The following is a 19584-nucleotide window of genomic DNA, read 5'->3' as shown; positions in this document are numbered from 1 at the left end:
GCGGGCTCGCTGGTTGTTGATGCCGAAACGCAGATCGCAGCCAGAACGAATCGGAAACGGGTGCTTAGCTCAGCTGGTAGAGCGGCGCCCTTACAAGGCGTAGGTCGGGGGTTCGAACCCCTCAGCACCCACCAGTTTCCCGATTCAGCCAGACCAAGGAGCGGTAGTTCAGTCGGTTAGAATACCGGCCTGTCACGCCGGGGGTCGCGGGTTCGAGTCCCGTCCGCTCCGCCAGAAAATGAGAAAGCCCGCCTCGTGCGGGCTTTTTCATTTGCATCGTCGATTGCGCCCGCTTGCGGGCGTGTGACTGCGGTGCGGAGGAAGCCGCCTGCGCGGCTTCCGGCGGGACTCGAAGGGCTGCGCGTGCACGCGCAGCCGCGGCCTGCAGTGTGTAGGCGAGTCCCGTCCGTTCCGCCAGAAAATGAAAAAGCCCGCCTTGAGCGGGCTTTTTCATTTGCGCCGCCGATTACGCCCGTTCGTTGCGCACCTGCTTTTCTCCCGTGCCACCTCGTATGTTGTAATATCGGTCGTTTTGTCCAATTTTCCCGTCACGCATGCTCGATTTCTTCCGTAATCACCAGCGCCTGATGATGGCGCTCCTGCTCCTGATCGTGTTGCCGGGCCTGGGTTTCGTCGGGATCCAGGGTTTCCGCGGCTTCTTCGACGACAGCGCGAACGTCGCGGCGGTCAACGGACACAAGATCACGCGGGTCGAATTCGACGGCGCGTTCCGCCAGCAGATCGACCAGGCGCGTCAGGCGCTCGGCGGGCAGTTCGACATCAAGGCGTTCGACACGCCCGAACATCGCAAGCAAGTGCTCGACGGCCTGATCCAGCAACGCGTGCTGGCCGATGAGACGCAGCGCCTGCACCTGACGGCATCCGACAATGCGGTGCGCGACGCGCTGATGAGCGACCCGATGATCGCGTCGCTGAAGAAGCCCGACGGTACGATCGACGTCCAGCGCTACGCGCAATTGTTGTCGTTCCAGGGGATGACGCCCGAGCAGTACCAGGAACGCGTGCGCTACAGCCTCGCGCTGCAGCAGATTCCGGCAAGCATCGTGTCGAGCGCATTCACGCCGAAGGGCCCGGCGCAACGCCTGTCGGAACTCGCCGCACAGCAGCGTGAAGTGCAGGCACTCGTGCTGAAGGCGAGCGACTACGCGGCGAAGGTGCAGCCGACCGACGCGCAACTCGCCGCGTACTACGACGCGCACAAGCAGAGCTTCGCGACGCCGGAAACCGCGACGATCCAGTATCTCGTCTATTCGCCGGCCGCTGCCGCCGCGAGCGCGCAGCCGACCGATGCCGACATCAAGAAGTTCTACGATGACAATCCGACACACTTCCGTTCGGAAGCGCAGGTGCGCGTGAGCCACATCTTCATCGCCGCGGCGAGCGACGCAAGCGCCGCCGACAAGGCGGCCGCGAAGGCGAAGGCCGAGCAGCTGCTGGCCGACGTGAAGGCGCATCCGGACCAGTTCGCGCAGATCGCGCAGAAGAACTCGCAGGACGCACCGTCGGCGGCGAAGGGCGGCGATCTGGGCTTCATCACGCGCGGCTCGACGGCGGGCGGCAAGGCGTTCGACGATGCGGCATTCGCGCTGAAGCAGGGCGACGTGAGCGGTATCGTGCAATCGGATCTCGGCTTCCACATCCTGAAGGCGACGGAAGTGAAGCCGTCGGTGGTCAAGCCGTTCGCGGACGTGAAGGATCAGATCGCAGTCGACCTGAAGCAGCAGTACGCGGCGAAGGCATTCTCGGACAACGCGGAAGGCTTCACGTCGACCGTCTATGAAAAGGCGAAGACGCTGCAGCCGGCCGCCGACAAGTACAAGCTGACGATCCAGACGGCCACCGTCACGCCGACGCCGAACCCGCAACTGCCGCCGACGAGCCCGCTGAACAATCCGAAGTTCCTCGCCGCCGTGTTCGCGAACGACTCGGTGAAGAGCCGCAACAACACGCAGGCGATCGATGTGGGCAACAACACGTTGATCTCGGCGCGCGTGACCGACTACAAGCCGGCTGCCGTGCCGGCGCTCGACGCGATCAAGGACGCGGTGCGTCAGAAGGTCGTCGCCGAGCAGGCCGCGGAACTCGCGAAGAAGGACGGCACGGCCAAGCTCGCCGAGCTGCAGAAGTCGAAGTCGGCCGACGGTTTCACGGCCGCGCTGAAGGTGTCGCGCACGCAGTCGCAGGGGCTGACGCCGGCGGCGTTGAGCGCCGTCTACAAGGTCGATGCGAAGACGCTGCCGGCATACGTCGGCGTCGATCTCGGCGCGGACGGCTACGCGATCTATCGCGTGAATGCGGTGATCCCCGGTACGGCGGTCGATCCGCAGCAGCTCGCGGCCGCGCAACAGCAGATGGCGCAGGTCGAAGCGCAAAGCGAAGGCGAAGCGTATCTCGCCGCGCTGCGCGACCGCTCGAAGGTGAAGCTGTACGGCACCACGCAGAGCCAGTCGCAGGACGGCGGCAACTAAGCCGCGACGCAGGCGACGCGCACGCGAAGCGCCGTTCACGGTTTCGCATGCAGCAACAGGAAGCCCCGCTCGAAGCGGGGCTTCTTGCTTTCCGGTCGCGCGCCAAGCGCCGTCGCGAGATCAGCTGCGTGGCTTGCCGAAGAGCGGCTTGAGCGTCGGCCAGACGTTGTCGAGCAGGATGCCCTGTGCCTGCTGCGCGGGATGCATCTGGTCCGCCTGGAACATCTCCGGCTTGTTCTCGATGCCGGCCAGCAGGAACGGCACGAGCGGCACGCCAAGCTCCTTCGACAGGCGCGTGTAGACGGCGTGGAATTTTTGCGTGTAGTCGGGCCCGTAGTTGGCCGGCACGTACATGCCGACCAGCACGACCTTCGCGCGCGCCTGCCGCGCATCGGCGATGATCTCGCGCAGGTTCTGTTCGGTCGTTGCGAGCGGCACGCCGCGCAGCGCATCGTTCGAGCCGAGCTCGACGACGACGATCGACGGCTTGAGCCGTTGCAGCACCGCAGGCAGGCGCGCGCGGCCGCCGCTCGTGGTGTCGCCGCTGACGCTTGCGTTCGCGACGCTATAATCGATCCGCTCGGTCGCGAGCCGTTGCCGCAGCAGCGCGACCCAGCCGGTGTCGCGCGGCAACCCGTATTCGGCCGACAGGCTGTCGCCGAGCACGACGAGCGCGGGCTTGCCCGATGTCGAGGCCGCCGCCGTCGCGGCGCGGGCGGGCATGTTTGCTGCGAGCAGGGTAGCCAGCAGTGCGGCGAGTGCCGTGCGTCTTTTCCAGCGGAATGTCGTGTCCATGTTCAAGATTACCGATCCGATCATCGAAGTCCATGACGTGTGCAAGCGGGTTGCGGACGCAACGGGCGAGCTGACGATCCTCGACGGCATCACCTTCGCGGTGCGGCCGGGCAGCAGCCTCGCGATCGTCGGCGCATCGGGGTCGGGCAAATCGACGCTGCTCGGCCTGCTCGCAGGATTGGACAGCGCGACGAGCGGCACGGTTCGCCTGCTCGGCCGCGCGCTCGACCAGCTCGACGAGGACGAGCGCGCCGCGCTGCGCAACGGCGCGGTCGGGTTCGTGTTCCAGTCGTTTCAGCTGATGCCGCACCTGACGGCACTGGAGAACGTGATGCTTCCGCTCGAACTGCAGGGAGGCATCAACGCGCGCGACGCGGCCGATCGGGCGCGCGCGCTGCTCGTGCAGGTCGGTCTCGGCGAGCGCACCGCGCATTATCCGAAGCTGCTGTCGGGCGGCGAACAGCAGCGCGTCGCGCTCGCGCGCGCGTTCGTCACGCATCCCGCGATCCTGTTCGCCGACGAACCGACCGGCAGCCTCGACGCAGCCACCGGCCACGCCGTCATCGACCTGATGTTCGAACTGAACCGCACGCATGGCGCGACGCTCGTGCTCGTCACGCACGACGCCGAGCTCGCGCGGCGCTGCGCGACGACGGTCACCATCGATGCCGGGCGCATCGTCGCGCCGAACGCCGCGTAGCGCGAGCCCGAACTTCTTGCCGGCCGCACGAGGAGGATTCCCCACTGCGGCCGGCATGCGTTCGACGCTGCCGCGTCAGCGCTTGAGTGCCGCGCGAGCGCGCTCGATCAGCGCGGTCGTCGACGAATCGTGCTTCGCCGGATCGACCGATTCGGCCGACAGGTCGGCTTCGACGACCTTGCCGAGAATCTTGCCGAGCTCGACGCCCCACTGGTCGAACGGATTGATGTCCCACACCGTTGCCTGCACCAGCACCTTGTGCTCGTAAAGCGCGATCAACGCGCCGAGCGTGCGCGGCGTGAGCGCATCGACCAGCAGCGTCGTCGTCGGGCGGTTGCCGGGGAACGTCAGGTGCGGCGCGAGCGCTTCCTTGCCGGGGCCTGCCACCTTGCGCGCTTCGTCGAGCGTGCGGCCGAGCATCAGCGCTTCGCTCTGCGCGAAGCAGTTCGCGAGCAGCTTCGGATGATGGCTCGCGAGCGGATGCTCGGGCGTCAGCACCGCGATGAAGTCGATCGGCACGATCGTCGGGCCCTGGTGCAGCATCTGGAAAAACGCGTGCTGGCCATTGGTGCCCGGCTCGCCCCACGTGACGGCCGAGGTCGGGTAGTCGACGAACGTGCCGTCCAGGCGGGCGGACTTGCCGTTGCTTTCCATCTCGAGCTGCTGCAGGTACGACGGCAGGTAATGCAGTGCTTCGGAATACGGCGCGACGAGATAGCTCTGCGAGCCGAAGAAGTTGCGGTACCAGATGCCGATCAGGCCGAGCAGCACCGGCAGGTTACGGTCGAGCGGCGCTTCGCGGAAATGGCGGTCCATGTCGTTCGCGCCGGCGAGCAGTTCGTCGAACTGCTCGGGTCCGATCGCGATCATGATCGACAGGCCGACCGCCGACCACAGCGAATAGCGGCCGCCGACCCAGTCCCACATTTCGAACACGTTGTCGGCGGCGATGCCGAACTTCACGACCTCGGCCGGGTTCGCCGACACGCCGACGAAGTGCTTCGCGAGCGCGTCCTCGGGGCAGCCGCGTGCGATGAACCAGTCGCGCAGCGAGCGCGCGTTCGTCATCGTCTCGAGCGTCGTGAAGGTCTTCGACACGATGATCGCGAGCGTTTCCTCCGGATCGACCTGTTCCAGCACGCGCGCGAGATCGGCGCCGTCGACGTTTGACACGAAGTGGGTCGAGATCTCCGGCGTCGCGACGTGGTGCAGCGCGTGAGTGACCATCTTCGGGCCGAGATCCGAGCCGCCGATGCCGATGTTGATCACGTGGCGGATGCGCTTGCCGGTGTAGCCGGTCCACGCGCCGCTGCGCACGGCGCGCGCGAAGGTCGCCATCTTCGCGCGCTCGGCGCTGACCTGCGCGTGGAACGGGGCCTGCGGGTCGGTCGCGCGCAATGCCGTGTGCAGCGCGGCGCGGCCTTCGGTCGGGTTGACGATGTCGCCGGCGAACATCGCGTCGCGGCGTGCCTCGACGCCCGCTTCGCGTGCGAGCTGCACGAGCAGGCGCAGCGTGTCGTCGTTGATGCGGTTCTTCGAGAAGTCGGCCGCAAGGCCGCCGCCGGGGATCGTGAAGCGTTCGGCGCGGGTCGGCGCACGGTCGTTTTCCGGCGCGAACCAGTCGCGCAGCCGCGCGTGGCGGATCTGTTCGAAGTGGGATTGAAGGGCAGTCCAGGCGGGGAGCGAATTCAGCGTCATGGCGGTTCGAGTGAGGCGTGAATCGGGAGGAATGCCGCGCCGGCGCATCGCGATCGGAACGCCGGCGGACGAGCGGGCCCGCCGTGCGGCGGGGGCACCCAGTATAGCGGCGTTATATGTCGGCGCGCGCCGACGGGTAAAAAAGGCGATTGATCAGCGTGCGCACCATCGGCGCGAGTTCGCCTGCGGTGAGGCCGGCCGGACCCGTGCCGTTCGCGCTCAGCGTGTCGGCCGCGAGCCCGTGCAGGTACACGCCGGCGAGCGCGGCTTCGTACGGCGCGACGCGCTGCGCGAGCAACGCGCCGATCAGGCCGCCGAGCACGTCGCCGGTGCCGCCGGTGGCGAGCGCCGCATTGCCGGTCGGGTTGATCGTCAGGCGGCCGTCGGGCGCCGCAATCACCGTGCCCGAACCCTTCAGCACGACGATGCTCGCGTAGCGTGCGGCCAGCGCCTGCGCCGCGGCCAACCGGTCGTGCTGCACCGTCGCTGTATCGCTGCCGAGCAGCCGCGCCGCCTCGAGGGGATGCGGCGTCAGCACGCACGCAGCGCCCCGCGCGCCGCGCGCGGCAACGGCGTGAGCGAGGTCGGCATGGGTCGCGACGAGGTTCAGCGCGTCGGCGTCGAGCAGCGTCGCGGCGTCGTGCGCGAGTACGTCGCGCACGAGGGCGACCGCGGCTTCGCGCGCGCCGAGGCCGCAGCCTGCCGCGATCGCGGACATCGCATCGAGGTCGAGGTTGTCCGCGGGATGCAGCATCAGTTCGGGAAACGGCGGGTCGTACGGCGGCGCGCCGGCACCGAGAAAGCCGACATGCACCTTGCCGGCGCCCGCGAACAGCGCGGCACGCGCGGCGAGGATCGGCGCGCCGCACATGCCGGTGTCGCCGCCGAGCACGGCCAGGCTGCCGAACGTGCCCTTGTGCGAAGCGAACGCGCGGGCGGGCAGCGCGGCGGCGAACCGTGCCGGTGCGTTCAGCACGATGGCCGGCGCGGCGGGCGGTGCGACGTCGAGCGACGCGATGTGGATCTCGCCGGCGAGGTCGCGGCCGTCGCCGGTGTAAAGGCCGGGCTTCGCGCCGATGAAGGTCAGCGTGTGCGTCGCGGCGACGGCGGCGCCCGCGCCCACGATGCGGCCCGTGTCGCTGTCGAGCCCGCTCGGTACGTCGAGCGCGAGCACGCGGCCGCCGCTTCGGGCATGGGCGGCGATGCGCGCGGCCTGGGCGGCGAATGGGCCATCGAGGGCGCGAGCGAGGCCGATGCCGAACAGCCCGTCGACGACCCACGCAAAATCGTCGAGCGACGCGGGCGGTTCGGTCGACAGCGGCACGCCGGCCGCGCGTGCGAGGCCGAGTGCCCATTGCGCATCGTCCGGCTTGACCGGCACGGGCATCCAGGCCTGCGTCGCGACGCCGAGCTGCTGCAGCTGCGCGGCGGCCACCAGCGCGTCGCCGCCGTTGTTGCCGGGGCCGACCGCGAACCAGACGGGGCGGTCGTCGCCCGTCACGCGCTCCGACAGCCAGCGCGCGGCGGCGGCGCCCGCGCGGCCCATCAGCGTGTGCGCCGGCAGTTGGGCGGTCGCGGCGGCCTCGGCCGCGCGCAGGTCGGCGACGCGCAGCAGCGCGAGCGGGGCGGAGTCGGGAAGCGGGCGGGGATTCGTCATCGCGGGGTCATGGCGGCGGGAGGAAGCCGCCCCGGGCCGGGCCCGCGGCGGTCAGGTCGTGAAGCGTGCGGCGCTCAGCGCGGCCAGCGTGTCGCCGGGCCACTGCTGCGTGTTGCCGCTCAGACAGTCGGTCACCACTTTAGCAGACCCGCACGCGAGGCCCCAACCGGCCGGGCCGTGCCCGAAATTGACGAACACGCGCGGATGCGGGGTCGGACCGACGACCGGCAGGCCGTCCGGCGACAGGAGTTGCGTGCCTTGCCACGACAGCGCGGCGGAAATCTTCGCGGCGCCCGGCACCCAGTCGTGGACGGCCTGGCCGAGCAGCGCGAGCGCGGCCTCGGACAGCGGCTCGGGGAGCGGCTTCGCGGTGTCGGCGAGGCTCTGCAGCACGGCGCCGCCGCCGATGCGCAGCCGCTGGTGGGTGCGCGTGATCGAGATGCGCTTGATCGAATCGACGACGCTCAGGTGTGGCGCATGTTCTTCGTAAGCAACGGGGGCGGTCAGCGTATGCGCGCGCACCGGATGCAGCGGCAGCCGCCAGCCGAGCCGCTCCAGCAGCGGCAGGCTGCCGGCGCCGGCGGCGACCACGATCGCATCGGCCGATATCACGTCGACCTCGTGCGCCTTCGCCGCATGCCGGCCGCCGGCGGGTGCGAGCTCGACCGCGGCCCGGCCGGTGTCGACGCGGATCGCGGCGACGTCCGCGCCGAAGCGGAACTGCACGCCGTGCTCGTCGAGCGTCTGCTTGACCAGTTTCGCGAACAGCGGGCAGTTTCCGGTGCGCTCGCTCTCGAGCAATACGCCGCCCGCAAAGCCGGGTTCCGCCGGCACTGACGGCTCCAGTGCCGCGCATTCGTCGGCCGTGAGCACGCGGTACGGCTGGTCGAGCGCGCGCAGCAGGTCGAGTGCCGGTTGCAGCGCTTCCCAGTCGCGCGGGTCGCGCACGACGTGCAGGATCCCGGTTTTCTGCTCGAATTCGAGCTGCAGGCGCGTCTCGATGTCGGCGAGCGACTCGCGCGACGCGTCGATCAGCGGGCGCAGCCGCGCGTACTGGGCGGCGAACGCGTCGGGCTCGCGCAGCGCGGCGAGCTGCTTGACGAAGCGGCGCACGCCGCCGTTGAAGCCGGGCTTGTAGACGATGCCGGTGTCGCGCGGCTGGCGCTGACGCATGAAGGTCGGGCCGAACCAGACGTCGAGCGGGCTCGGCAACAGCGCGCCGCCGTCGCCGTAGGTCGCGCCCTGCGCGACGGTCGCGTGGCGTTCGACCACGCATACGCGATGGCCGGCCGCGCGCAGCTGGTAGGCGGTGGCGACGCCGCTGATTCCGCCGCCGATGACGATGACATCCATGGATTGCTTCGATGACGGGCGGCATGCATGCCGCCCGGTGAGGATTCGCTGACGGGCTCCCGGCCCGGTGAATCGGCAATGATAGCGCCAAAATCGCGCGAACCGGCGTCGCGCGACCTCGTCCGGTGACGCCGCCGTGCGCTCGCGGGCTGGCGCAGCCGAGCGTGCCGGCCACGCAGGCGGCCGTGCGCGGCGGATGCCGGTGCACCGTCGCGGTGCGCGAGCGGTGCCGATCAGCCGGTCTGGGACGACCGACTTCCGGTTATAATTACGGCCTTCCTTTCGCCCCACGTCGCCACCTCGCGCGACTCATCGACGTCAGTCCAGCCCATGGCTCACTTCTCGTGTTTTCCCGGCGCTTCGGCCCTCTCCGATTTCCGTCAAACCCGTCTGCTCGACACGCTCAGGCAAATCGACGCCAACATCGTCGCGGTGCGCGGCCAGTTCCTGCATTTCGTCAATGCGGCCGAGCCGCTGTCGGCCGACGACAGCGCGCGCATCGACGCGCTGATGCACTACGGCGCGCCGTTCGAGCCGGCAGCCGAGAAGGGCACGGTCGAGACCTTCGTCGTGCTGCCGCGCTTCGGCACGGTCTCGCCGTGGGCGAGCAAGGCGACCGACATCGCGCAGCACTGCGGTCTCACGCAGGTGCGCCGCATCGAGCGCGGCGTCGAATTCACGGTCACGCTGAAGTCGGGCCTGCTCGGCGGCAAGAAGGCGCTGTCCGACGAAGCGCGCGCGGCGGTCGCGGCCGCGCTGCATGACCGGATGACCGAAAGCGTGGTCGCCGCGCGCGACGACGCGAAGCACCTGTTCGACGAACTGCCGGCCAAGCCGCTCGCGACCGTCGACGTGCTGGGCGTCGGCCGCGGCGCGCTCGAGCGCGCGAACGTCGAGCTGGGCCTCGCGCTCGCCGACGACGAGATCGACTATCTGGTCGACGCATTCCGCAAGCTCGAGCGCAACCCGACCGACGTCGAACTGATGATGTTCGCGCAGGCCAACAGCGAGCATTGCCGCCACAAGATCTTCAACGCGCAGTGGACCATCGACGGTGAAGCGCAGGACATGTCGCTGTTCGCGATGATCCGCAACACCGAGAAGCTCAGCCCGCAGGGCACGATCGTCGCGTATTCGGACAACTCGTCGATCATGATGGGCGCCGAGGCCGAGCGCTGGTTCCCGCGCAACACGGGCGCGGCCGGCGAGCCGGGCGAACGCTACGGCCGTCACACCGAGCTCACCCATACGCTGATGAAGGTCGAGACGCACAACCACCCGACGGCGATCTCGCCGTTCCCGGGCGCGGCGACCGGCGCGGGCGGCGAGATCCGCGACGAAGGCGCGACGGGCCGCGGTGCGCGTCCGAAGGCCGGTCTCACGGGCTTCACCGTGTCGAACCTCGATCTGCCGGACGCACGCCAGGCGTGGGAAAACGCGCGCGACGCGGTCCAGCCGCTCGGCGAGCGCAACCCGAACGATGCGCACGGCCCGTACGGCCGCCCGGACCGCATCGCGTCGCCGCTGCAGATCATGATCGACGGCCCGCTCGGCGGCGCCGCGTTCAACAACGAATTCGGCCGCCCGAACCTCGGCGGCTACTTCCGCGTGTACGAGCAGAACGTCGGCGGCGTGGTGCGCGGCTATCACAAGCCGATCATGATCGCGGGCGGTCTCGGCAACATCGCGGATCAACACACGCACAAGCACGACGTGCCGGCCGGCTCGCTGCTGATCCAGATCGGCGGCCCCGGCATGCGGATCGGCATGGGCGGCGGCGCGGCGAGCTCGATGGCGACCGGCGCGAACACGGCCGAACTCGACTTCGACTCGGTGCAGCGCGGCAACCCGGAAATCGAGCGGCGCGCGCAGGAAGTGATCAACGGCTGCTGGCAGCTCGGCGCGGAAAACCCGATCCTGAGCATCCACGACGTCGGCGCGGGCGGCCTGTCGAACGCGTTCCCCGAAATCGTCGACGGTGCGGGCAAGGGCGCGCGCTTCGAATTGCGCAAGATCGCGCTCGAGGAATCGGGCCTGTCGCCGCGCGAAATCTGGTCGAACGAGGCGCAGGAGCGCTACGTGCTGGCGATCGCGCCGGCCGACCTGCCGCGCTTCGAGGCGATCTGCGCCCGCGAGCGCTGCCCGTTCGCGGTGGTCGGCGTCGCGACCGACGAACGCCAGCTGAAGCTCGTCGACGACGAAGCCACCGGCATCGAGGAATTCCCGGTCGACATGCCGATGGAAGTGCTGCTCGGCAAGCCGCCGCGCATGCATCGCGACGTCACGCGCGTGACGACCGAGCGCGCGCCGGTCGACGTGACGGGCATCGCGCTGTCGGAAGTTGCCGTCGACGTGCTGAAGCATCCGACGGTCGGCAGCAAGTCGTTCCTGATCACGATCGGCGACCGTTCGGTCGGCGGCACGTCGGTGCGCGACCAGATGGTCGGCCCGTGGCAGGTGCCGGTGGCCGACTGCGCGGTGACCGCACTCGACTACGCGGGCTTCAAGGGCGAGGCGATGACGATGGCCGAGCGCACGCCGCTCGCGGTGATCGACGCGCCGGCATCGGGCCGCATGGCCGTCGGTGAGGCGATCACGAACATCGCGAGCGCGCCGATCGCGTCGCTCGACAAGCTGAAGCTGTCGGCGAACTGGATGGCCGCGTGCGGCACGGCCGGCGAGGATGCCGCGCTGTTCGACACGGTCAAGGCGATCGGCATGGAGCTGTGCCCGGCACTCGGGATCGGCATCCCGGTCGGCAAGGACTCGCTGTCGATGAAGACCAAGTGGGACGAGCAGGGCGTCGCGAAGGAAGTCGTGTCGCCGGTGTCGCTGATCATCTCCGCGTTCGCACCGGTCGAGGACGTGCGCCGTCACCTGACGCCGCAGTTGCGCCGCGTCGCCGATGCGGGCGACAGCGTGCTGATCGCGATCGATCTCGGCCGCGGCAAGAACCGGATGGGCGGCAGCATTTTCGCGCAGGTCACGCAGCAGGTCGGTGACGCGACGCCGGACGTCGACGATCCGGAAGACCTCAAGCGCTTCTTCAACGCGATCCAGTCGCTCAATGCGCAAGGCAAGCTGCTCGCGTACCACGACCGCTCGGACGGCGGCCTGTGGGCGACGGTGTGCGAAATGGCGTTCGCGGGTCACGCGGGCGTGTCGCTGAACGTCGACATGCTGACGCTCGACCCGGATCACGAGTCGGACTACGGCGACGCGAAGGACTGGGCGAAGCAGACGAGCGGCCGCCGCGAGGATCGCACGCTGCGCGCGCTGTTCTCGGAAGAGCTCGGCGCCGTCGTGCAGGTGCGCGCGGCCGATCGCGACGCGGTGCTCGGCGCGCTGCGCGAGTTCGGCCTGTCGGCGTGCTCGCACGTGATCGGCACGGTCAACGATCGCGACGTGATCGAGGTGTACCGCGACGCGAAGAAGGTGTTCGACGCACCGCGCGCCGAACTCCATCGCGCGTGGAGCGAAGTGAGCTGGCGCATCGCGCGCCTGCGCGACAACCCCGCTTGCGCGGACGCCGAGTACGACGCGTTGCTTGACGCGGCCGACCCGGGCATCTCGCCGGTGCTCACCTTCGATCCGGCCGACGACATCGCCGCGCCGTTCATCGCAACGGGCGCGCGCCCGCGTGTCGCGATCCTGCGCGAGCAGGGCGTGAACTCGCATCTCGAAACGGCCTATGCGTTCGACCGCGCGGGCTTCGACGCGCACGACGTGCACATGAGCGACCTGCTGGCCGGCCGCGCGACGCTCGCCGATTTCGCGGGCGCGGTGGCATGCGGCGGCTTCTCGTACGGCGACGTGCTGGGGGCGGGCGAAGGCTGGGCGAAGACGATCCGCTTCAATGCGAATCTCGCCGACATGTTCTCGGCCTTCTTCGCGCGTCCCGACACGTTCGCGCTCGGCATCTGCAACGGTTGCCAGATGCTGTCGAGCCTCGCGTCGATGATTCCGGGTGCGCAAGCGTGGCCGAAGTTCACGCGCAACAAGTCCGAGCAGTTCGAGGCGCGTTTCTCGTTCGTGGAAGTGGAGAAGTCGCCGTCGATCTTCTTCGCGGGAATGGAAGGCTCGCGGATTCCGGTGGCCGTCGCGCACGGCGAAGGCTTCGCGGACTTCTCGCAGCAGGGCGACATCGATCGCGTCGCGGTTGCAATGCGCTACGTCGACCACCGCGGCGAAGCGACCGAACGTTATCCGTTCAACCCGAACGGCTCGCCCGCCGGCATCACGTCGGTCACGACGGCCGACGGTCGCTTCACGGTGCTGATGCCGCACATGGAGCGCGTGCACCGCACGGTGACGATGAGCTGGCATCCGGAAGGCTGGGGCGAAGCGAGCCCGTGGATGCGCGTGTTCCGTAACGCGCGCCGCTGGATCGGCTGATGTTCGATCCGCACGCACCGGTCGAGATCGTCACGCTGCGCGACGAACGCGCGAGCGATGTCGATGCGATCGGTCGCGTGATCGTGGCCGCGTTCGAGAGCGAGCCGCAGCACGGTCGGCTCGAACGGCAGATCGTCGATGCGTTGCGCGCGCAGCGTGCGCTCAGCGTGTCGCTCGTTGCGGAGCGCGACGAGCGCGTAATCGGTCACGTCGCGTTTTCGCCGGTGTCGATTGGCGGCGAGCCGGCCGGCAGCCAGCAGTGGTACGGGCTCGCGCCGCTCGCGGTGCTGCCCGAATGCCGGCGCCAGAGCATCGGCGCGGGGCTCGTGCGCACGGGGCTCGACGCGTTGCGCCGGCTTGGTGCGCGCGGCTGCGTCGTGCTCGGCGATCCTGCGTATTACGCGCGTTTCGGCTTCGTGCGGTCGGGCGACCTGGTGTTCCCGGATGCGCCGCCCGAGTATTTCCTCGCGCTGTCGCTCGACGAAGCCGCGCCGCGGCCGTCGGGCGTGGTCCGTTACCACGACGCGTTTTATCCGGCATAGCGGTTCGCCGCGCTGCCCGTGCGCGATCGTGCATTCCTGAAAAGCCGCGTCGCAGCGGCTTTTTCTTGCGCGGCCGCCGCGTCGGCCGACCCACCGCCCGCACGCGTGACAAAAAAAGGCCGCTCCTTGGAGCGGCCTTTGCATGGGCGACAAGCGCCGGCGTTACTGGATCTTCGCCTGCTGGCGCAGGCCTTCCTCGAACGCCTGCAGCTTCTGCTGCACGAGCTGCTGCGCGATCTGCGCCTTCACCTGGTCGAACGGCGGCGGGGCGATGTCGCGGACGTCGTCGACACGGATGATGTGCCAGCCGAACTGCGTCTTCACCGGCGTGTCGGTCATCTGGCCTTTCTGGAGCTTCTGCGCGGCCGCCGCGAATTCCGGCACGTACGCCTTCGGATCGGACCAGTCGAGGTCGCCGCCGTTCTTGCCCGAACCCGGATCCTTCGAGTATTGCTTCGCCAGATCCTCGAACTTCGCGCCTGCCTTGATCTTCGCGATCAGGTCCTTCGCCTGCTGCTCGTTGTCGACGAGGATGTGGTGCAGGTGATACTCGCGGTTGCCGCCGGCACCCTTCACGAGTTCGTCATAGCGCGCCTTCACTTCCGCGTCGGTCGGCTGGTTCTTCTTCAGGAAGCTCTCGATCATCGAGCGCAGCACGACCGTCTGCTGCGCGACGGCGACCTGCGCTTTCACGTCCGGGCGGTTCGGGATGCCTTCGCGGATCGCTTCCTGCATCAGGATTTCGCGATTGACGAGTTCCTGGCGCACGGCTTGTTGCAACTGCGGGCTGTCGGTCTGGCCCTGCTGGACGAGCTGCGCGACCATCGCGTCGGCGCGCGACTTCGGAATCGGCGTGCCGTTGACGACGGCGATGTTCTGGGCGAATGCCGGTGCCGCTGCGAATGCAGCCGCCACGACCCACAGGCGGGGAGATTTCAGGATCATCGGGAATTCCTGTTGAGACTAGATTGAAGATTCGTTGAATTCTTCGGGCGTATAGGCCACGATCGCGAGCGCATGAATGCCGCGCTGCATCGCATCAGCGAGCGCATCATACACCAGCCGGTGCCGCGCGACGCGCGGCTTGCCCGCGAAGGCGGCCGACACGATCGTCACCGTGTAATGGCCGCCGGCGGCGGCGCCGGCGTGGCCCGCATGCTGGGCGCTGTCGTCGCGCACGTCGAGCGACAGCGGTGCGAGCGCCGCGGTGAGGCGCGCCTCGATCAGTGCGATGCGCTCGTCGGGCGAGGCGTTGAGGAAAGCGTCGCTCATGTCATTCGTCCTTCAGGTACTTCGTGAGCCACAGGCTCTGCAGGATGATGAACACGACCATCGCGCCCGTCGTGCCGAACAGCTTGAAGTTCACCCACTGCGATTCGGTGTAGTTGTGCACCACGTACAGGTTCGCGACGCCGAGCAGCGCGAAGAACAGCGACCACGCGACGTTCAGCTTGTCCCATACGGGGTGCGGCAGCGTGAGCTGCTTGCCCATCATCTTCTCGATCAGGTTGTTGCCGAACGCATAGCGTGCGGCGAGCAGCCCGATCGCAAACAGCCAGTACAGCACAGTCGGTTTCCATTGAATGAATTTCTCGTCATGCAGGACGAGGGTGGCGCCACCGAAGACGACGATCACGCCGAGACTGACCCACAGCATCGTGTCGACCTTCCGGTGCCGGAAGGCGACCCACGCGACCTGGGCCAGTGTCGCGGCGATCGCGACGGCGGTTGCGGTGAAGATGCCCCAGACCTTGAAGGCGGCGAAAAACAGGATGATCGGAAACAGATCGAACAGGAATTTCATGGCGCTCGCAGCTGCGTGAAAGGCCGCATCGCGCGGCCTTTCACCGTTGTGGGGACCCGCCAGGCGCCACCGTCCGGGATCGGGGCAGCCGCGAAGGCTGTCCGACCGATCCGTCCGGCGCCGCTCATTCGTTTTCGGGTCGGGACTCGAAGTTTAACGCAGCCGAATTGATGCAGTACCGCAAACCGGTCTTGTCGCGCGGGCCGTCCTCGAACACGTGCCCGAGATGCGCGCCGCAATGGTTGCAGCGCACCTCGACGCGCACCATGCCGTGCGAGCGGTCGATCTTCTCGTCGATCACCTCGCCGTTGAGCGGCTTGAAGTAGCTGGGCCAGCCGCAGCCCGAATGGAACTTGGCGCCGGACTCGAACAGCGGCGTGCTGCAGACGACGCATTTGTAGATGCCGGCGTCCTCGGTGTCCGTGTATTCGCCGGTGAACGCGCGCTCGGTCGCCGCATGCTGCGTGACTTCGTATTGAAGCGGCGTGAGCCGGCGGCGCAGTTCGGCGTCGTCCTTCTGATACGGGTAGGTCTTGTCGTCGGAATCGTGTGACATGTGGATGTTCTCCTGATCGGTCGGTCGGGCCGTGCGGGTCACGACGAGCAGCTCACTTCGAGCGACCCGGCCCAGTCGGGCGGCAATGCCGCATATGCTTCGTGTTCCGGCTGTTCGTCGAACGGCCTGCGCAGCACCTGCGCGAGTCGCTCGACTTCGGAAAAATCCTTTTCCTTCGCGCGCCGGATCGCGACTTCTGCCAGATGGTTGCGCAGCACGTATTTCGGGTTCACGCAATTCATCGCGGCCGCGCGGGCGGCATCGTCGCGTGTTTCCTCGGACAGCCGCGCGCGATAGAGGTTCGCCCATGCGTCGAACGCGTCGCGATCGATGAACAGATCGCGCACCGGCGCGTCGCGGCTCGCGTCGTGTTTCGACAATTGCGCGAGACGGCGGAACGTCAGCGTGAAGTCCGCATGGCTCGCGTGCATCGTTTCGAGCAGCTTGTTCGCGAGCTCGGCGTCGTTCTCGCGCTCGAGTTCGAGGCCGAGCTTCGCGCGCATCGCTCGCTCGAGCGCGGGGCCGAAGCGTTCGGGAAACTTCGCGAGCACGGCCTGCGCGTCGTCGACCGCGCGCTCGGCGCGCGCATCGTCGTCGGCGATCCCGTGCTGCAGCCCGATCAGCGGCAGCAGCGCCTGCGCGAGGCAGTAACAGTTCCAGTGCGCGATGCGCGGCTGCATCCGGTACGCATAGCGGCCGCTCGTGTCGGAGTGGTTGCAGATGTGATTCGCGTCGAACGCGTCGACGAAACCGAAAGGGCCGTAGTCGATCGTCATGCCGAGGATCGACATGTTGTCGGTGTTCATCACGCCGTGGCAGAAGCCGACCGCCTGCCACTGCGCGACGAGGTCGGCGGTGCGCAGCGTCGCGGCCTCGAGCAGCGCGAGGTACGGATCGTCGGCGTCGCGGCATGCCGGATAGAAACGGTCGATCACGTGATCGGCGAGCTGGCGCAGCAGGTCCGGGCGATCGTTCGAGAAAAAGTGCTCGAAGTGGCCGAAGCGCACGAAGCTCTCCGAAACCCGCGTGACGACGGCAGACGTTTCGATCTCCTCGCGCACCACCGGCTGGTCGGAACCGATCACCGTGAGCGCGCGGGTGGTCGGAATGCCGAGGTGATGCATGGCTTCCGAACACAGGAACTCGCGAATCGACGAACGCAGCACCGCGCGGCCGTCGCCCATCCGCGAATACGGCGTGCGGCCGCCGCCCTTGATCTGCAGTTCGTAGCGCCGGCCGTCGGTGCCGGGGAGCTCGCCGATCGTCAGCGCGCGGCCGTCGCCGAGCTGGCCGGCCCATACGCCGAACTGGTGACCGGAATATACCGATGCGTAAGGCATCGCGCTCGCGGGCCAGTCGCGCGTCGGGTTGCCGGCAAACAGCTCGGCGAATCCGGACCGCTGATCGAGCGACGCCGGCAGGCCGAGCAGGTGCGCGACTTCATCGGAAAAGCCGACGACATACGGCGCGGGCAGCGGCGCGGCCGGCAAACGCGTATGAAACGCGTCGCCGAGCGTGACGAACGCGCCGTCGGCCGGCGCGCCGAGCGTCGCGGCGAGGTCGGGGAGGGTGTCAGCCGTAGCGGCTGCGCTTCGGGAAAACGACATGTTGAGCGCCTCTGGGTAAGCCGATATTGTAAGGCGGCGCCGCGCCGCCCGCATGGCGGCTCGCGCGCCTGGCGCCAGGCCTGTCCAGGCCGTGGACGGGCTGCAGGCTGGCGCACCGCTTCGAGGCTGGTCACCGATTCGCGTCCTTCCGGGAGAACAAGACGATGGGTAAGCCGTTGCTGGGCCAGATGATGGACATGCCGTTGCTGGTGTCGTCGCTGATCGCGCATGCCGCGCGTTACGCGGGCGATACGGAGATCGTGTCGAGGCGCGTGGAAGGCGACCTGCATCGCTACACGTACCGCGACTGCGAGCAGCGTGCGAAGCGGCTCGCGCAGGCGCTCGCGCGGCTCGGCGTCGAATCGGGCGACCGCGTCGGCACGCTGGCCTGGAACGGCTACCGGCATCTGGAGGCGTACTACGGAATCGGCGGGATGGGCGCCGTGTGCCATACGATCAACCCGCGCCTCTTTCCCGAGCAGATCGCCTACATCGTCAATCACGCGGAAGACCGCTACGTCTGCTTCGACATCAATTTCGCGCCGCTGGTCGATGTGATCGCACCGCAGTGTCCGCACGTGAAGGGCTGGATCGCGATGACGGACGCCGCGCATTTGCCGTCCGGCACGACACCGTTCCTGTGCTACGAAACGCTCGTCGACGCCGAGGACGGCCGCTACGACTGGCCGCGCCTCGACGAGCAGCAGGCGTGCGGCCTGTGCTACACGTCGGGCACGACCGGCAATCCGAAGGGCGTGCTGTATTCGCATCGCTCGACGGTGCTGCACGCATACGGCGCCGCGCTGCCCGACGCGATGAACCTGTCGGCGCTCGACGCCGTGCTGCCCGTCGTGCCGATGTTTCACGTGAATGCGTGGGGGCTGCCGTATTCGGTGCCGCTCACGGGCGGCAAGCTCGTGCTGCCCGGCAAGGAACTCGACGGCAAATCGCTGTACGAGCTGATGGAGGCCGAACGCGTGACGTTCTCCGCGGGCGTGCCGACCGTGTGGCTCGGGCTGCTGAACTACATGCGCGAGGCCGGCGTCCGCTTCTCGACGCTGAACCGCACGGTGATCGGCGGCTCCGCGTGTCCGCCTGCGATGCTGCGCACGTTCGAGGACGAATACGGCGTGCGCGTGATCCATGCGTGGGGGATGACCGAACTGTCGCCGCTCGGCACGCTCGCTAAGCTGAACTGGGCGCAATCGCAGCGGCCGCTCGACGTGCAGCGCCGGTTGCTGGAGAAGCAGGGGCGCGTGATCTGCGGTGTCGACATGCGGATCGTCGGCGCCGACGGCAACGAATTGCCGTGGGACGGCGTCGCGTTCGGCGAGCTGCAGGTGCGCGGGCCATGGGTGATCGACCGCTACTTCGGCAGCGATACGTCGCCGCTTTCCGACGGCTGGTTCCCGACCGGCGACGTCGCGACGATCGATCCCGACGGCTTCCTGCAGATCACCGATCGCAGCAAGGACGTGATCAAGTCCGGCGGCGAGTGGATCAGCTCGATCGACATCGAGAACGTCGCGATCGCGCACCCGGGCGTCGCGGAAGCTGCCTGCATTGCTTGCGCACACCCGAAGTGGACCGAGCGCCCGCTGCTCGTCGTCGTCCCGCGCGAGGGGGCGAACCTGACGCGCGACGCGCTGCTTGCATTCTACGAGGGCAAGGTCGCGAAGTGGTGGGTGCCCGACGACGTCGTGTTCGTCGAATCGCTGCCGCACACCGCGACCGGCAAGCTGCAGAAGCTGAAGCTGCGCGAAACGTTCCGCGACTACGTGCTGCCGACGGCGGTCGGCGAGTCGTAAGTTGCGGCTGGCGACGGCCAGCCGCGCGGTCTGCCCGATCCGGCCCCCGGATCGGGAAAAAATCAAATTGAACGACCGTGCTTTTTCGTTGTATGCTGCCTCCGTTCGATCCGGACATGCGGCCGTTCGACCGCGCACAATGAAGCGCAGCCACCCCGGCGCGCGATGCATGGAGGCAGG

General features: G+C 68.3%; 14 protein-coding genes and 2 tRNA genes. 7 read left to right on the top strand and 9 right to left on the bottom strand.

Annotated elements, in window-relative coordinates:
• Positions 1-58 precede the first annotated feature (58 nt).
• From WS51_RS20015 to WS51_RS20005, 3 genes are all read left to right on the top strand, one after another.
• Positions 59-134: transfer RNA gene (locus WS51_RS20015), tRNA-Val, on the top strand.
• Between the two features lie 23 nt (positions 135-157).
• Positions 158-234: transfer RNA gene (locus tag WS51_RS20010), tRNA-Asp, on the top strand.
• A gap of 320 nt (positions 235-554) precedes the next feature.
• Positions 555-2489, top strand: coding sequence for a SurA N-terminal domain-containing protein (locus WS51_RS20005; protein WP_059798108.1), 1935 nt, complete (start codon positions 555-557; stop codon positions 2487-2489).
• A 120-nt stretch (positions 2490-2609) separates the two neighbouring features.
• On the opposite strand, the gene WS51_RS20000 is transcribed toward WS51_RS20005, so the two are convergent.
• Complete coding sequence (locus WS51_RS20000) at positions 2610-3284, bottom strand: arylesterase (RefSeq protein ID WP_059449954.1); 675 nt, start codon at positions 3282-3284, stop codon at positions 2610-2612.
• On the opposite strand from WS51_RS20000, the gene WS51_RS19995 reads away from it, so the two are divergent.
• Entirely contained in the window at positions 3283-3984 is a 702-nt protein-coding gene (locus tag WS51_RS19995) for an ABC transporter ATP-binding protein (RefSeq protein WP_069229688.1), read from the top strand. The genes WS51_RS20000 and WS51_RS19995 overlap by 2 nt on opposite strands.
• A gap of 75 nt (positions 3985-4059) precedes the next feature.
• Here the strand turns inward: WS51_RS19995 and pgi are convergent, their stop codons facing one another.
• The 3 genes from pgi to WS51_RS19980 form a co-directional block, all read right to left on the bottom strand.
• On the bottom strand, positions 4060-5682 hold the full coding sequence (gene pgi / locus WS51_RS19990; protein ID WP_059503196.1) for a glucose-6-phosphate isomerase: 1623 nt from the start codon (positions 5680-5682) through the stop codon (positions 4060-4062).
• A gap of 112 nt (positions 5683-5794) precedes the next feature.
• Positions 5795-7339 carry an NAD(P)H-hydrate dehydratase gene (locus tag WS51_RS19985; RefSeq protein WP_069229687.1) on the bottom strand — a complete coding sequence of 515 codons (1545 nt, stop codon included), beginning with the start codon at positions 7337-7339 and terminating at the stop codon, positions 5795-5797.
• 51 nt (positions 7340-7390) lie between these two features.
• Positions 7391-8692 carry an FAD-dependent oxidoreductase gene (locus WS51_RS19980; RefSeq protein WP_059770192.1) on the bottom strand — a complete coding sequence of 434 codons (1302 nt, stop codon included), beginning with the start codon at positions 8690-8692 and terminating at the stop codon, positions 7391-7393.
• A 330-nt stretch (positions 8693-9022) separates the two neighbouring features.
• On the opposite strand from WS51_RS19980, the gene purL reads away from it, so the two are divergent.
• Both purL and WS51_RS19970 read left to right on the top strand, forming a co-directional pair.
• Entirely contained in the window at positions 9023-13087 is a 4065-nt protein-coding gene (gene purL / locus WS51_RS19975; protein ID WP_069229686.1) for a phosphoribosylformylglycinamidine synthase, read from the top strand.
• Positions 13087-13629 carry a GNAT family N-acetyltransferase gene (locus WS51_RS19970; RefSeq protein WP_059790436.1) on the top strand — a complete coding sequence of 181 codons (543 nt, stop codon included), beginning with the start codon at positions 13087-13089 and terminating at the stop codon, positions 13627-13629. Before purL ends, WS51_RS19970 begins: the two co-directional genes overlap by 1 nt.
• A 162-nt stretch (positions 13630-13791) precedes the next feature.
• On the opposite strand, the gene WS51_RS19965 is transcribed toward WS51_RS19970, so the two are convergent.
• From WS51_RS19965 to WS51_RS19945, 5 genes are all read right to left on the bottom strand, one after another.
• Positions 13792-14574: a peptidylprolyl isomerase gene (locus WS51_RS19965; RefSeq protein WP_059503185.1), complete on the bottom strand. Its 783-nt coding sequence runs from the start codon at positions 14572-14574 to the stop codon at positions 13792-13794.
• Positions 14575-14592: 18 nt separating this feature from the next.
• Positions 14593-14901 (bottom strand): BolA family protein, encoded by a 309-nt coding sequence (locus WS51_RS19960; protein WP_059503183.1) that lies wholly within the window; start codon positions 14899-14901, stop codon positions 14593-14595.
• Position 14902: 1 nt separating this feature from the next.
• On the bottom strand, positions 14903-15433 hold the full coding sequence (locus tag WS51_RS19955) for a septation protein A (RefSeq protein WP_059503181.1): 531 nt from the start codon (positions 15431-15433) through the stop codon (positions 14903-14905).
• A gap of 124 nt (positions 15434-15557) precedes the next feature.
• Positions 15558-15989: a peptide-methionine (R)-S-oxide reductase MsrB gene (msrB, locus tag WS51_RS19950; protein ID WP_059449944.1), complete on the bottom strand. Its 432-nt coding sequence runs from the start codon at positions 15987-15989 to the stop codon at positions 15558-15560.
• A gap of 38 nt (positions 15990-16027) precedes the next feature.
• Positions 16028-17596 (bottom strand): protein adenylyltransferase SelO, encoded by a 1569-nt coding sequence (locus WS51_RS19945; RefSeq protein ID WP_069229685.1) that lies wholly within the window; start codon positions 17594-17596, stop codon positions 16028-16030.
• A gap of 164 nt (positions 17597-17760) precedes the next feature.
• Between WS51_RS19945 and WS51_RS19940 the strand changes: the two genes are divergently transcribed.
• Positions 17761-19404, top strand: a complete 1644-nt coding sequence (locus WS51_RS19940) for a 3-(methylthio)propionyl-CoA ligase (RefSeq protein WP_069229684.1) — start codon at positions 17761-17763, stop codon at positions 19402-19404.
• Positions 19405-19584 lie beyond the last annotated feature (180 nt).

Source organism: Burkholderia territorii, from assembly GCF_001718335.1.
Taxonomy (GTDB): domain Bacteria; phylum Pseudomonadota; class Gammaproteobacteria; order Burkholderiales; family Burkholderiaceae; genus Burkholderia; species Burkholderia territorii.
This window is presented reverse-complemented; position numbering and strand designations above follow the sequence as displayed.